Annotated in this window: 6 protein-coding genes; 5 read left to right on the forward strand and 1 reads right to left on the reverse strand. The window is 57.8% G+C overall.

All coding sequences use genetic code 11. The features are described 5' to 3' along the window. Nucleotides 1–32: 32 nt before the first annotated feature. The 3 genes from CU103_RS02125 to CU103_RS02135 are packed head-to-tail and all read left to right on the forward strand — an operon-like array spanning nucleotide 33 to nucleotide 2,859. Entirely contained in the window at nucleotides 33–1,100 is a 1,068-nt protein-coding gene (locus tag CU103_RS02125; protein ID WP_106662247.1) for an ABC transporter ATP-binding protein, read from the forward strand. Nucleotides 1,101–1,105: 5 nt separating this feature from the next. Then, nucleotides 1,106–2,011, forward strand: a complete 906-nt coding sequence (locus tag CU103_RS02130) for an ABC transporter permease (protein WP_106662248.1) — start codon at nucleotides 1,106–1,108, stop codon at nucleotides 2,009–2,011. Nucleotides 2,012–2,013: 2 nt separating this feature from the next. Beyond that, on the forward strand, nucleotides 2,014–2,859 hold the full coding sequence (locus CU103_RS02135) for an ABC transporter permease (RefSeq protein WP_106662249.1): 846 nt from the start codon (nucleotides 2,014–2,016) through the stop codon (nucleotides 2,857–2,859). 74 nt (nucleotides 2,860–2,933) lie between these two features. On the opposite strand, the gene CU103_RS02140 is transcribed toward CU103_RS02135, so the two are convergent. Beyond that, complete coding sequence (locus tag CU103_RS02140; protein WP_106662250.1) at nucleotides 2,934–4,460, reverse strand: UxaA family hydrolase; 1,527 nt, start codon at nucleotides 4,458–4,460, stop codon at nucleotides 2,934–2,936. A 374-nt stretch (nucleotides 4,461–4,834) separates the two neighbouring features. Between CU103_RS02140 and CU103_RS02145 the strand changes: the two genes are divergently transcribed. Together CU103_RS02145 and CU103_RS02150 are read left to right on the forward strand one after the other, a co-directional pair. Further along, entirely contained in the window at nucleotides 4,835–10,576 is a 5,742-nt protein-coding gene (locus CU103_RS02145; protein ID WP_146147741.1) for a DUF7507 domain-containing protein, read from the forward strand. Next, nucleotides 10,573–14,283, forward strand: a complete 3,711-nt coding sequence (locus tag CU103_RS02150; protein WP_106662252.1) for a TonB-dependent receptor — start codon at nucleotides 10,573–10,575, stop codon at nucleotides 14,281–14,283. Before CU103_RS02145 ends, CU103_RS02150 begins: the two co-directional genes overlap by 4 nt. The last annotated feature ends 100 nt before the right edge of the window (nucleotides 14,284–14,383 follow it).

Genomic DNA, 14,383 nt, shown 5'->3' on the forward strand with positions numbered 1-14,383 from the left:
CCCCGGATGGCATCCAGCTATGAGGTTGCCGGATGCTGCTTGCGTCATCGCCATTCCATGAAATCCGCCTTGACCGCTTGAGCCGTGCTTTCGGCGCTCATAATGCGCTGAAGGACGTATCGCTCAATATTCGCAAGGGCGAGTTCATAGCTCTGCTCGGGCCGTCGGGGTGCGGCAAGTCCACGGCACTCAACTGCATTGCCGGACTGCTCTCGACAACGGGTGGTGGTATCTTCATCGATGACAAGCGCATCGACACGCTGAAGCCGGAGGACCGTGGCTTTGGCATGGTCTTTCAGAATTATGCGCTGTTCCCGCATATGACGGTGCGCCAGAACATCGGCTTTGGCCTGAAAATGCGCAAGGTCGCCAAGGCGGAGATCGAAAAACGCGTCGAAGAAGCTTTGAATCTTGTGCGACTCCAGGGGCAGGGTCACAAGCTGCCGGGTCAACTGTCAGGTGGCCAACAGCAACGCGTGGCCATCGCCCGTGCCATCGTGATCGAGCCGCCGCTGGTGCTCATGGATGAACCGCTTTCCAACCTGGATGCCAAGTTGCGTCTGGAAATGCGCGCCGAAATACGCCGTATCCATAACCAGCTCGGCGCAACCACTGTCTACGTTACCCATGATCAGGATGAGGCCTTGTCTCTGGCCGATCGCGTCGTCGTGCTGCGTGATGGCGAAATCCGTCAGGTAGGCAAGCCCAGCGATCTTTACGAACGCCCTGACCATTTGGACGTGGCTGAATTCATGGGCTATCGCAATCGCCTGACTGGCAAGGTTATTGCCAAAGATGGCGATCGAATGAGCGTTGCGGTCGGCAATGCGACATTGACTGGAACAGCACGTGCCTCACTGAAGGTCGGCGACACGGCCGTTATCGCTGCTCGCGCGGACGATGTCGTTGCCGGCACACGCTCTGATCAGGCAGTGGAAGCTGTCGTCGAAACCATTGAATATCGCGGCCGCGAATTTGTTGGAACCGCGCGCACGCCGCAGGGCCTCGAACTTGTGTTTCATGCCCCGCAAACCGCTGAGCTCGGCAGTGCGATCTGGCTCACCATCGATCCGGCGCGTGCGCTGGCTTTTGCAGCGTAATAGCAATGACGAGCGCATCCTCCAATTCCCTCGACCACCGGATTTCGCTGCGCCAGCGCCTGGCGCTGCGCGGCATCGACGGTGTCACGCTTTTGGTGCTGCCAGCGGTGCTCTTTCTGCTGGCCGTGTTCATCTATCCCTTCATCTACGGCTTGATCCTGTCCTTCAAGCCCAAGGAGGGCGGCACCTTTGCCAATTACCGGACGTTCTTCTCCGATCCGTTTTTGTACGACACGATTCTGACAACGCTCTGGTTGGCGGTCCCAGTAACGATCATCAGCATCGCCATAGCCCTGCCGGTCGCTTTCCGGGTGCGTCTGATGACGCATCAAAGACTGCTGACGACCATCCTTGTCCTGCCGGTAACACTGGGGACTGTGCTGGTTGCGGAAGGGCTGCTGAACTATCTCGGACCGCAGGGCTGGTTTAGCCGAACCCTCATGCTGCTCGGCATGATCGACCGGCCGGTCAAGCTGACCAATAACTATTGGGGTGTTTTTTCTTCACTGATCATCACGGGCTTCCCATTCACCTTCCTGCTGACCCTGTCTTACGTTTCAGGGGTTGACCCGGCACTTGAGCAGGCCGCCGCGACCCATGGCGCCGGAAGCTGGCAGCGCTTCCGCCATGTAATGCTGCCTCTGCTGGTTCCGGGCCTCGCCATCGCCTTCTGTTTGTCCTTCGTCCAAGCCTTTGCCGTATTCCCCTCGGCAGTTCTGCTCGGCGCGCCCGCGGGACCAACGCGTGTCATTTCGATTGCTGCCTATCAGGCGGCGTTCGAGCAGTATGACTACTCGATGGCGTCGGCAATTGCGATGATCATGGCGGTTGTTCAACTGCTTATCGTGGTAGCGGTGCTCGGCATACGCAACATGTTCTATCGCGGCTCGACCGCAGGCGGAAAGGGCTGACCATGATCCGCGATACCACTATTGGCGCAAAACTCTGGATCACTGCCGTATGGGTCGTGGTTGCCTTTTTTGTCATCAATCTCCTGGCCATGATCGCTACGGTGATCATGTCCTCTTTCGCCACGCGCTGGCTCGGCACATGGTTGCCGGCGGGCTGGACAACAAATTGGTATTTCACGGCCTGGTCGGAATTCCAGCTCAGCGACGTTCTCATCGTCACCTTCCAGATAGCTTTCACCGTGGTGGCGCTTTCCGGGCTTCTGGGCGTGACCGCCGCCTATGCTCTTGCGCGGCGTGACTTTCCCGGCAAGAAGCTGGTCATGCTGCTTTTCCTTCTGCCCCTGCTGGTACCGCCGATCACCTTCGGTATTCCGCTAGCGACAGTGCTGTATCAGGCGGGCGTCGGCGGTACGTTTTGGGGCGTCGTTCTTGCCAATCTGGTGCCAACGGTTCCCTTCGTGATCCTTGTCATGATTCCGTTCATCGAACAGATCGATCCCAAGATCGAAGCGGCGGCACGAGTGTTCGGTGCGGGCACATTCCAGCTGTTCGTGCATGTGCTGCTGCCCATGCTGTTACCGGGCATCCTCGCGGCCTTGCTGCTCGTTCTGGTGCGCACTGTCGCGATGTTCGAGCTGACCTTCCTGACCGCAGGGCCGACCAGCCAGACACTTGTCGTTGCGCTCTACTACTCGGTGTTCGCCGCTGGTGTCCGTGCCGTGCAATCGATCGACGCCATGGCGGTGGTCTACATGGTGACCACCCTCATATGGCTGCTGATAGCACTTCGCTTCGTCAATCCCACGCAGATCGTCGCGAGAGCCAAGCAACAGCAGACCACGGCTTGACGCTCGCCAAACGGCGAAAGCAAACGGGAGCCAATGGCTCCCGTTTTTTCAAGTGCAGCAGCTGACAATCTGACCTACATGGTTGCGCCGATCTGCCAAGGCACGAATTCTGCATCGCCATAGCCGAGCTCTTCCGATTTGCTGCGTTCGCCCGATGCGACTTTCAGGATGTGCTCGAAGATCTCGCGGCCCTTGTCTTCGATCGACACGCCATCGAGAACATCGCCGCAATTGATATCCATGTCCTCGATCATCTGATTATACATGGGCGTATTCGTCGCGAGCTTGATTGAAGGTGTCGGCTTGCAGCCATAGGCCGAGCCGCGCCCGGTGGTGAAGGCAAGAACGTTGGCTCCGCCGGCAACCTGCCCTGTCGCCGAAACCGGGTCGTAGCCAGGCGTATCCATGAAGACGAGACCATGCGCAGTGACCGGCTCCGCATAGCCATAGACTGCTTCCAGCGGGGTCGTGCCGGATTTGGCGACAGCGCCCAGCGACTTTTCCAGGATGGTGGTCAAGCCGCCGGCCTTGTTGCCCGGTGAGGGATTGTTGTTCATTTCCATCTTGTTGCGGGCAGTATAATCCTCCCACCAGCTGATGATCGATTGCAGACGGTGTACCGCCTCAGGATTGGACGCACGTTCAATAAGAAGGTGTTCTGCACCATAGATTTCCGGCGTTTCGGAGAGAATAGCCGTGCCACCCTGCTGCACGAGAAGATCAACGGCAGCGCCCAGCGCTGGATTGGCAGTAATGCCGGAATAGCCATCAGAACCGCCGCACTGCAATGCCAGCATCAATTCTGATGCGGGGATGGTCTCGCGCCTGACATTCGCCGCGGTCGGCAGCATGTCGCGCACAGCGGCGACGCCCGCTTCCATCGTCTTGCGCGTACCACCCACCTCCTGGATTGTCAGGCTGCGGAATGTGTCGCTCTCGACAATGTTGTACGCTTCTTTCCAACGTCCGATCTGGAACCCTTCGCAACCGAGACCGACCATCAGCACTGCGGCGATGTTCGGATTGGTCGCATAGCCCCACTGGGTACGCTTCAGTACTTCGTAGCCCTCGCCCTTCACGTCAAGCGCGCAGCCGCCGCCATGGACGAGCGGGATGATACCGTCGACCATAGGGTAGTCATCGAGCAAGCCCGATTTCTGCACGGCTTCCGCAATGAAGCGCGCAACGGAGGCAGAACAGTTCACCGAGGTCAGAACGCCGATATAGTTGCGGGTTCCGGCGCGGCCATTGGCCCGGCGGAACCCCTCAAAGGTCGCACGCTGCTCGGCTGGCACAATGCCGCTCGCGTTGACTGCGTGTGCCGCATCGGGCTCGCGAACGAAATCGCTGTAGTTAAGATTGTGCTCATGCACCCATTCGCCGGGTTCAATCCGTTTCGAGGCCGAACCGATGATCTGGCCAAACTTGCGGACGGGCTCGCCCGCGGCAATCAACCGGGATGCGAGCTTATGCCCGCGCGGCACGCGGTCTGTGACCGCCACCCCCTCAATGCTCTGGCCAATTTGAAATGTGTCGACTGCGACAACGACATTGTCGCTGGCGTGGAGGCGCAGATGCCTCGGTGCGTTAAGGGTGTCCATGATGTCTCCAATTCAATTAATATATTAGTTGACCGGAGCGAGGGTTGCAACGACGAACTACCACCTCGTCTGTGATAAGCGCTACGCAGAACGTCTTAAAACCAACTGACGAAACAGCCTTTTCTGGAAATAAATTCATGTGATTACAATCTAAAATTGCATAGTTGCAAATATTGCTGAAAATTATACAACTAAAGTTGCGGATTGACTACAACTTATAAGTTAATATATTCAAATTGATAGCGTTAGTTGCAGTTGTGCCAGTGCTCTCTTTTCGTTTTTCAATTTTGATCGCTTCATATTGTCCAAATAACTACCTGAAGTTGTAATTTCTCGATTTTCAATGATCAATTTTCAGATTGGGTATTTTCAAATTGAAGACACATTGCGCGCGACCTGAAAGCACAGGTATATCCCGTCTCCAGATTTTGTCCGCTTTGCTCCTTGTGCTGCTTCTGTCGATCTTGGATGTTGCGCCGGCGGCGGCTGGTCAGCTTGTTCTGGTGGATTTGCCGGATACCACAGAAACGACAACGGTTGGCACCGGACAGGGAAAACGTGCCATCTACAAGAATGCGGGCTCCGTAGATGGGGTTGGCATCGATCTCGTCGCCAAACTCGTGATCGCAAAACTGGACCATACGTTCGGTGTCAGAAACGGCAAACCCAGCGAATTCGCCGCCGATCAGGACACGGCCTGGATCGATTGGTATATTTACAAGGCCGGCACCTATAACATCAACTTGGATTCGGGCGGCGTTGCTGTCGTCGCCGATGTTCATGTTCTGTACAATGATCTCGACGGCCCAAACAATGAAAGCCTGTTTGTGCCCCTGTGCCAGGCGCCTGTTCTCTTCACCCGCGTCGCCCGTGCTGCGACACTGAAACGTGACTTTGGCACAGTCGCGGGCGTCTCCGAAGTCTTCAGCCTTATTGGTGACAAGAACTATGAGGACGAGTCGGTATCAGGCGGCGAGGTAGCATATTCCTCTACAAGCGTATTCCGTATGGGGCATACGGGAAACAAAGGGTACAAGGTCTCGGTAGACAATCCGTCCTATGTCGCTGCTGATTCCTTCGATATCAAATGCTCGGATTTTCGCGCGCCTGTGGCCACGCCTGATAATCACGAGGCGGAACTCGGTGCGCCGTCGACGATCCAGATTCTCGATAATGATGGGGTGAAGGATAAGGCTGGGGCCTTTTCCGCAGTGACGCCGCCAACGGATTTTGCCAAGGCATCGGTCAGTCTTGTGGCGCCACCTGGAGCAACAGGTATCAAGACGGACAAAAACGGCGATACGGTTGGCTTTACGGTTCCGGGCGAGGGCACTTGGACCTATGATGATCTGAACGGCAAGTTGACCTTTGTGCCGCTTGCAGGGTTCACAGGCTCGCCGGCACCCATTGAATATACCTTCAGGAATGCTGTTGGAACGCTCTCCAACAAGGCTATGGTAACCATTGGTTATCCGCGCCTGGAGATTGTGAAGACTGCCATTGCTCCGGCGAAATTCGTCGCTGGCGAGATCATCAATTACACCTTCAAGGTCTCCAATCCAGGTGCCATTGCCTTGACCGGAGTCACTGTCACGGACACCCTTCCCGGCATCGTCGTCAAAGGCGGACCGGTTTCCCTTGCAGCCGGTGTCATCGACACGACGACCTTCACGGCGGCCTACACGCTGACGCAGAAAGATATCGATGCGGGTCAAGTGGTCAACATTGCGACCGGAACAGGGGCCCAGCCGTCAGGTAAGCCGTTCACCAGCCCGCCTGCAGTAGTCACGACGACTATTCCCAAAATATCTGAACTGTCAGTTGTCAAGACGGCGGGTAAGCCGTCGGGCACCACGGTCGGTTCGACCATCGCCTATACGTTCACGCTGACCAATACCGGCAATGTGACGCTGACCGATGTGTCAGTGGCCGACACTTTGCCGGGCATCGTCCTGGAGGGCGGGCCGCTTGCCGCGCTGGCTCCGGGGGCTGTGGATACAACGACCTTCACCGCGCTCTATAGGCTGACGCAGAAGGATATCGATGCGGGCGAGGTGAAGAATTCGGCCACCGCCAGGGCGACGCCGCCCGGTCCCGCCGGCACCCCGCCGCTGACCAGTCCGCCGAGCGATGTGACGACGCCGGTCGAGAGCGCGCCGAAGCTGGAACTTGTCAAATCCTCCGACAAGGCAAGCATTGCCAAGGCCGGCGAAGTGCTGACCTATACGTTCAAGGTGAGTAATACCGGCAATGTCACGGTCAAGGATATCGCCGTAAAGGATGACAAGTTGGTTCCGGCGCAGATATGCACGGTGCCCGAGCTTGCGCCGGCAAAGGATGCAAGCTGCACGCGATCCTATGAGGTGACGCAGGCCGATATCGATGCGGGCGGCGTGCGCAACACGGCCGTAGTCAGCGGCAATCCCCCATCCGGACTGCCGTTGAATGTTAGCTCGAACCCGGTGGTCACGCCCACCGCCGCCGCGCCGAAACTGAACGTGATCAAGACGGCAGGCAAACCGTCAAGCAGCACGGTCGACGCTACAATCAACTATACCTTCACGGTTACCAATGAGGGGAATGTCACGCTCAGCAATATCGCTGTCTCCGACGCTCTTGCAGGCGTTGTGCTGAAGGGTGGGCCGATTGCCAGCCTCGCACCGGGTGAAAGGGATACCACGACCTTTACCGCGACCTATTCGCTTACGCAGGCCGATATCGATGCCGGCAAGGTCAACAATACGGCCACGGCCAAAGGGACATTCAAGCGGGGCATGGAAGGAACGCCGGTCATTGGCGGGCCAGTGGCGCCGCAGACCATCGAGGAAATCAAGAGTCCTGAAAGCCAAGCCCAGGCCCTGCTTGCCGCATCGCCCAAGCTCAGTCTTGTCAAGACCGCAGCCGAGCCATCGAAAAAGGCTCCCGGTGAGATCATCAAGTATAACTTCGCGGTGACAAATACCGGCAATGTGACGTTAACGAATGTGTACATCATTGACGTTCTCCCGGGAATTGTGCTGGAGGGCGGACCGGTCGCCAGCCTCGCACCTGGCGAGAGCGATACAACGACCTTCACCGCGACCTACACGCTGTCGCAGAAGGATATCGACGCCGGCAAGGTCAACAATGCCGCAACGGCAAAAGGGACCCCGCCTGGCGGCGGCCGGGAGATCAGCAGTGGGCTTTACAGTGTCATAGTCGATATTGCGCCCGCACCTGAAATGACGCTCATAAAGAAAGCTGACAAGCCGTCGGTCTCCAGCGTCGGCGAAACGGTCACCTATGACTTCACGGTTGCCAATACTGGCAATGTGACATTGAAGAACCTTGTCGTCACAGACAAGAACCTTGTCCCTGCCACGGTATGCACCGTTGCGGAACTGCTTCCGTCAAGCGTGGAGCAGTGCACCGGAACCTACAAGGTAACGCAGGCCGATCTCGATGCGGGCGGAGTGACGAACACCGCCAGCGTCACGGGCAATCCACCGACCGGTCCACCCGTCACGCGCGACTCAAACCCGGTCACAACCGGTGTCGATGCGACGCCAAAACTGACCGTGGTTAAAACCGCAAGCAAGCCATCCGCCAATCAGGCCGGTGCCACGATCGACTACACGTTCATGGTAAAAAACGAGGGCAATGTAACCCTCTCGGATATCAAGATATCCGATGCATTGCCTGGCATTGTCCTTAAGGGAGGGCCGATCGTCAGCCTTGTCCCCGGTGCAAGTGACGCGAAAACCTTCACCGCCACATATATCCTGACACAGAAAGACGTCGATGCCGGTAAAGTGTCGAATATCGCCACGGCAAGCGGCGTCTACAGGAAGATGGACCGTCTGGCCATAGGGTCGGTCGACCCGTCGAGTGACAAGCCGGTTACCAGTCCCGAAAGCGAGGCTGTAGCGGCTGTAGAAGCTGGGCCTGCCCTAAGCATCGTGAAAACCGCCGGTACACCATCCGGCAACGTACCCGGCGCGACCATCCCGTACTCCTTTGCCGTAACCAACACCGGCAATGTGACGCTGGCTAATGTGTCTGTCTCCGACACGCTGCCTGGGGTCAAGCTGATGGGCGGACCGATTGCCAGCCTTGCGCCGGGTGCAGTCGATACCACGACCTTCACGGCGCTCTATACGCTGACCCAAGCGGATGTCGATGCAGGGCAAGTGGTGAATACCGCGAGTGCGACAGGCACTCCTCCCGCCGGTCAGCCTGTGACAAGTCCGCCTCAAACGGTCAAGACGGTCATTGTCTCCGCGCCCAAGCTCGATCTCCTCAAGCAGATCGGCAAGCCGAACGGCAACAAGCCTGGCGCTGTCGTTCCTTATACGTTCAAGATAACGAACAATGGCAATGTGACGCTCGTCAACATCACGCTTACCGACATCCTGCCTGGCATAATCATAAAAGGCGGCCCGATTCCCCGTCTGGCACCGGGTCAGGTCGACACGACGACCTTTACCGCGACCTACGTGCTGACCCAGGCGGATTTCACTGCCGGCAAGGTCTTGAACAAAGCGCAAGCCCACGGCAACCTGTTACCCAAACCGACCATGTCGGCTTCGCTTGCGGGGATCGAGCCGAAAACTGAAAAATTGCTGATCGCAAAAAACGTGCCGGCCTCCGGTGACGTGCTGGCCGCCGCCGCTCCGCCCGCCGCAGCGCCTGGCGATGGGGGTGTGGACAGCGATGTGGACAGCGGCGAGAGTGCCGCACTGATTGAACTCGCTGCGGCAAGCCCGGAATTGGCTCTCGTCAAGACGGGCCATTTCAACGATGAGAACGGCAATACCTATGCCGATCCCGACGAAACGGTCACCTACACATTTGTGGTGACCAATGAGGGCGGCACTGTCCTTGAAGATGTACACGTGGCCGATGATGGCCCGGTATTCAACGGACGCCGTGGGACCGGCAAGCTATCGGCATTCAGCCCGGCACCGTCCCCGGTTGAACCCGGCGCGGCGCAGAAATTCACTGCAACCTACAAGCTCACCCAGGCCGATATCGATGCGGGGGCGGCCGTAAAAGGCGGAACCGTCAACAAGGCTCTGGCGCTGGGGTATAGCGGCGACGGCGTGACGAGCACACTGTTCGAATCCGCGGAAAGCCGTTCGGTGCTCGATCTCCCGGCGGCCTATGGCGACCACGAAGTGACGATCACCAAGCAGGCCGGACTGCGCCAGATCAGGCGTGGCGAAAAGGCACCTTTCACCATCAAGGTGACCAATAATAATACCGACAATGTCGGACGGATAGTCGTCACCGACATGCTGCCGTCAGGCTTCCGCTACGTCGACGGTTCGGCCACGATCAATGGCGTGGCGGCTATACCCGTTATCAATGGGCGCAACGCCCGGTTCCAGCCCGTCATGCTTGGGCCGAAAGCCGAAGTAACGATCCGCCTGCAATTGCTTGCATTGAGCACAGCCGAACCGGGCAAGCATATCAACCGGGCGAAGGCCGCCGAGGAAGACGGCGAAATTCTCGCGCCGGAAGCGACGGCGGCGATCGAGATCATGGTCGATCCGGTGTTCGATTGCGGCGATGTCGTCGGCAAGGTCTTCGACGATTCGAACGGCAACGGTTACCAGGACGATGGCGAACGGGGCCTGCCAGGTGTTCGTGTCGCGACGGTTAAGGGCTTTCTGGTCACGACGGACAAGCACGGCCGCTTCCACGTGGCTTGCGCCGAGCTTCCCGACAAGCGCATCGGTTCGAACTTCATCATGAAGCTCGACACGCGCACGCTGCCGGCGGGTTACAGCATGACAACGGAAAACCCGAAGGTGATCCGGCTGACGGCCGGCAAGATGTCGAAGCTCTCCTTCGGTGCCTCGATTGGCCATCTTGTGACGCTCGATTTGAACGACGCGGCTTTCGAGGATCGCAAGACGGTGCTGTTGAAGGAGTGGAGCGACGGACTCGGCAAGCTTATCGCGATCCTCAAAGAACAGCTTTCGACATTGCGCATCAACTACCGGGCCACAGCAGAAAAGCCCTTGGTCGACAAGCGAGCCGGCGCCATCGAAGAGGAGATACGGGAACGCTGGAAAGCGGGTGGAGATGCCTATGAGTTGAACATCGAGACACGTGTGGAGGCAGGCCAATGACCAGGAACCTCGTCCGTATTGCCCGCCGTTTTTCATGTCCACATGGCATTCTCGTTTCACGTGAATCGCTGCGGGCAGGATGCGCCTTTCTGGCAATGACCTGCCTTCCGGTGTCCGCTCAGGAGGTGGACCGGACAAAAACCGTTCCATTTGCCATCAGTGTTGACGGAGAGCCGGTCGTCAAGAGTAAGCAGGATGGCCCGACGCGCGCTGCAGCGAAGCAGTTGGGCCAGTCCCCTGAGCCTTCGACGCGTAAGACCGGCGCCGGATTGAATACCGTCGATGTTCAGGTGAAGTTCGACGGGCTCGATGCCAAAACCCTGTTGAATATCTCGACCATGCCGGTGCGCCGTGCCTATAAGGCCGGGGAATACGTGAATTTCCTCGCGACGTCCAATTATCCTGCCTTCATCAAGCGTGCCGAAGTGCGCATCCTCAACGCCGAGGATGAGGTCACGGAAAAGCCTTTCGATATCATTCCCGTTGCCATCAACCGGGAGGCCAGGTGGATCATGCCCGAAACCAGGGATGAGACGAAGCGCTTCAAATATATCCTTCGCGTCTATGATGACGAGGGCCGTTTTGACGAGACGCTGGCACGGACCCTGGCACGCTCCGACTGGGAATTACCGGCCGAAATCAATACAAGACATGTCGTTTCGGGCGAAGGCGAAGCGACAGCGCCGGGCATGGGCGAGGACAACACTGCCCGGCGCAATATTCCGGTCTATGGCGGCGCGGTGACCGTCTATGGCCGCAACGTGCCGGAAGGCTACCAGGTCAAGGCTCTGGGCGACACAATCCCGCTCGACCCTGACCATGCGTTTGTGATGCAGCGCATCTTGCCTCCTGGCGATCACGATATCGATGTCGCGGTGCTGGGATTGCTCAAGGACAGTGCGCTTGATTTTACGAGGCGCATCAACATTCCGAAAAATGACTGGTTCTATGTGGCGCTTGCCGATCTCACAGTCGGAAAACGCTTTGGTGACAATGACATAGAGGCGGTGCGTCCGGGTGAGTACGATGACATTTACAGCAAGGGGCGCCTCGCCTTCTATGTGAAAGGTAAAATCAAGGGAAAATATCTCCTGACTGCAGCGGCCGATACCAGCGAAGACGATCTCGATCATATCTTCCGCGGTCTTGATGCCAAGGATCCGCGGCAGCTGTTGCGCCGCCTCGATCCCAATGACTATTATCCCATCTATGGCGACGATTCGACCGCCATTGACGATGCGCCCACCGACGGCAAGTTCTATGTGCGGCTGGAGCGCGGCGACAGTCATGTCATGTGGGGACGGTACAAAGCCAGTATCACAGGCACGGAATTCATGCGCTCCGACCGCGCGCTCTATGGCGCGAGCGGCATCTACAAATCGGAAAAAACCACGAGTTTCGGTGAAAGGCAAACGGAAACAACGCTTTACGCGGCGCAACCCGATACGCTTCCGCAGCGCGACGAATTCCTCGGCACCGGCGGGTCGGCTTATTTCATGAAGCGTCAGGACATTTCCATAGGTTCCGAAACGATCGCGGTCGAAGTGCGTGATCAGATAACCGGGCAGGTTCTCGAAAGGCAAACGCTGCGCTACGGCGAGGATTACAGCTTCGACTATCTGCAGGGGATGCTGATACTCAAGCGCCCGCTCTCTTCATCGACGGGCACCGATGCACCGGTACGCGACGGGGCGCTTGGCGGCAACAGGGTCTACCTCATCGCGCAGTATGAGTTCACACCGGTCGCTGGCACGCTCGATGGCTACGTTTATGGCGGTAGGGCCCAGCATTGGTTCGCCGACAAGGTGCGCGTCGGAGTTACCGGCATGGATGAAAATACCGGCCTCGCCAATCAACAGGCCTATGGAGCCGATATCCAGCTGCGCCATTCGGAGAAGACCTTCATCGAGGCGGAAATTGCCCGCTCCAAGGGCCCGGGCTTTGGCACGTCTCGCTCCACCGATGGCGGGCTGACACTCAGCGATGTTGCCACAACCGGCACGCGCAATCGCGTCGCGACGTCATGGCGCACCAGAGCACAGCTCGACCTTGAAGACATCAGCAAGAGCGGCGTCAAAGGCATGCTTGGTGGCTACTATGAGGAGAAACAGGCGGGATTCTCGACGCTTTCCGAGCAGATATCCGTCGACGAGCGCATATGGGGTGCCTTTGCCGATATCGATCTGAACAAGGCTATAGGCCTCGAACTCAACTATGACGATTATCAGGAAGGCCGAGGGGAAAGCGTCTTCGATGGCCGCGACATTGGCGGCCGGTCGAAACGCAAGGGCGCGTCGGCGATCAGCTGGCAGATCGATGAGTACTGGAAAGCCTCGTTTGGACTTACCTACACCGAGCTGCAATCCCCCATTGCGCGCGCCTCGGGCAAGTCCGGTTATAATGGCTCGCGCCTCGACAGCGGGGCGCGGCTTGAATACGCGCCGGATGGCGATCATAGCTATTATGTCTTCGGCCAGGGCACACTCTCGCGCTCTGGTGACATCAAGGACAACAATCGTGTCGGCGCCGGGACGGAATATCAACTGACGGAAAAGATCAGTCTGGACGGCGAGATTTCCTATGGAAATCAAGGCTTTGGTGCATTGGCAGCCATAAATTACGAACCCACTGCAAAGGACAGCTATTATGTCGGTTACCGGCTCGATCCGGATCGCGCCTTCGATCTGGACCGCAGTTACGATCTCTCGGGTACGGATGGTGGTACCATCGTCATTGGCGCCAAACGCAAGATCGACGACGAAATCTCCGCCTACGCCGAGCACAATTACGATCTGTTCGGGACGCGCAATTCGCTGACGAAGACTTATGGCGTAGTCTATACACCCGACAGTTCCTGGACCGTGGATGGCGGCTTCGAAGCCGGTACGATCGAGGACGATACGATCGATCCTGATGACGGGTTCGAACGCTCCGATTTCGATCGCAAGGCGGTCTCGCTGGCCATCGGCTACAAGGACGAGGAACGCATCAGCGCCCGCATTCGCGGTGAGGCGCGCTACGAGGACAGCGATGACGACAGCCGTGACGCCAACACCTATCTGATCGCGACTGGCTTCAGCTGGAAGACGTCGGAAGACTGGCGCCTGCTCGCCAATGTGGATGCGGTGCTGTCGGATCAGGACAGCGAAGCTTCGTTTCGTGACGGAGATTATATAGAAATGTCAGTTGGTTACGCTTATCGGCCCGTTGAAAACGACCGGCTCAATGCGTTGGCCAAATACGCCTGGCTGCGCGACACACCGGGCGAAAATCAGGTCAGCGCCATTAGCGGCGACGAATTTGGACCGGCCCAGCGCAGCCATATTATCTCGGCTGATGTCAATTACGATGTCTTCCCATGGCTGGTGCTCGGCGCGAAATATGGCATGCGCTTTGGCGAGGTACGCCAGCGGCAAGGGGATGATCCCAATACGTTTTCCGCTTGGGAATCGTCTTCGGCGCATCTCGGAATCATCCGGGCGGATGTCAGTTTCATCAAGAGCTGGGACGCGCTTATCGAAGGCCGGGTTCTTGCCATGCCCCAAGCCGATACCACCGATTACGGTGCCCTGGTCGCTCTCTACCGCCATGTCGGCGACAATTTCAAGGTGGGCGTCGGTTACAATTTCGGCTGCTTCTCCGACGATCTGCGCGACCTTACCCTTAATGACGAGGGTGTGTTCCTCAACGTCATTGGAAAGTTTTGAAACGGAGCAGACAACCGCCTACGCCTGAATTTCACGTCCAAGTGGAGAATCTTCGGCCATTTTTGCCGATTCACGGGCGGAATTCGACGAAGCTCAGGTC

It is taken from the genome of Phyllobacterium sophorae (assembly GCF_003010965.1).
In the GTDB taxonomy this organism is placed as follows: domain Bacteria; phylum Pseudomonadota; class Alphaproteobacteria; order Rhizobiales; family Rhizobiaceae; genus Phyllobacterium; species Phyllobacterium sophorae.

Excerpts from the sequence above, each read along its gene's own strand:
- CU103_RS02150 (WP_106662252.1), top strand. The coding sequence starts at position 10,573 with ATGACCAGGAACCTCGTCCGTATTGCCCGCCGTTTTTCATGTCCACAT.
- CU103_RS02130 (WP_106662248.1), top strand. The coding sequence starts at position 1,106 with ATGACGAGCGCATCCTCCAATTCCCTCGACCACCGGATTTCGCTGCGC.
- CU103_RS02135 (WP_106662249.1), top strand. The coding sequence starts at position 2,014 with ATGATCCGCGATACCACTATTGGCGCAAAACTCTGGATCACTGCCGTA.
- CU103_RS02125 (WP_106662247.1), top strand. The coding sequence starts at position 33 with ATGCTGCTTGCGTCATCGCCATTCCATGAAATCCGCCTTGACCGCTTG.
- CU103_RS02140 (WP_106662250.1), bottom strand. The coding sequence starts at position 4,460 with ATGGACACCCTTAACGCACCGAGGCATCTGCGCCTCCACGCCAGCGAC.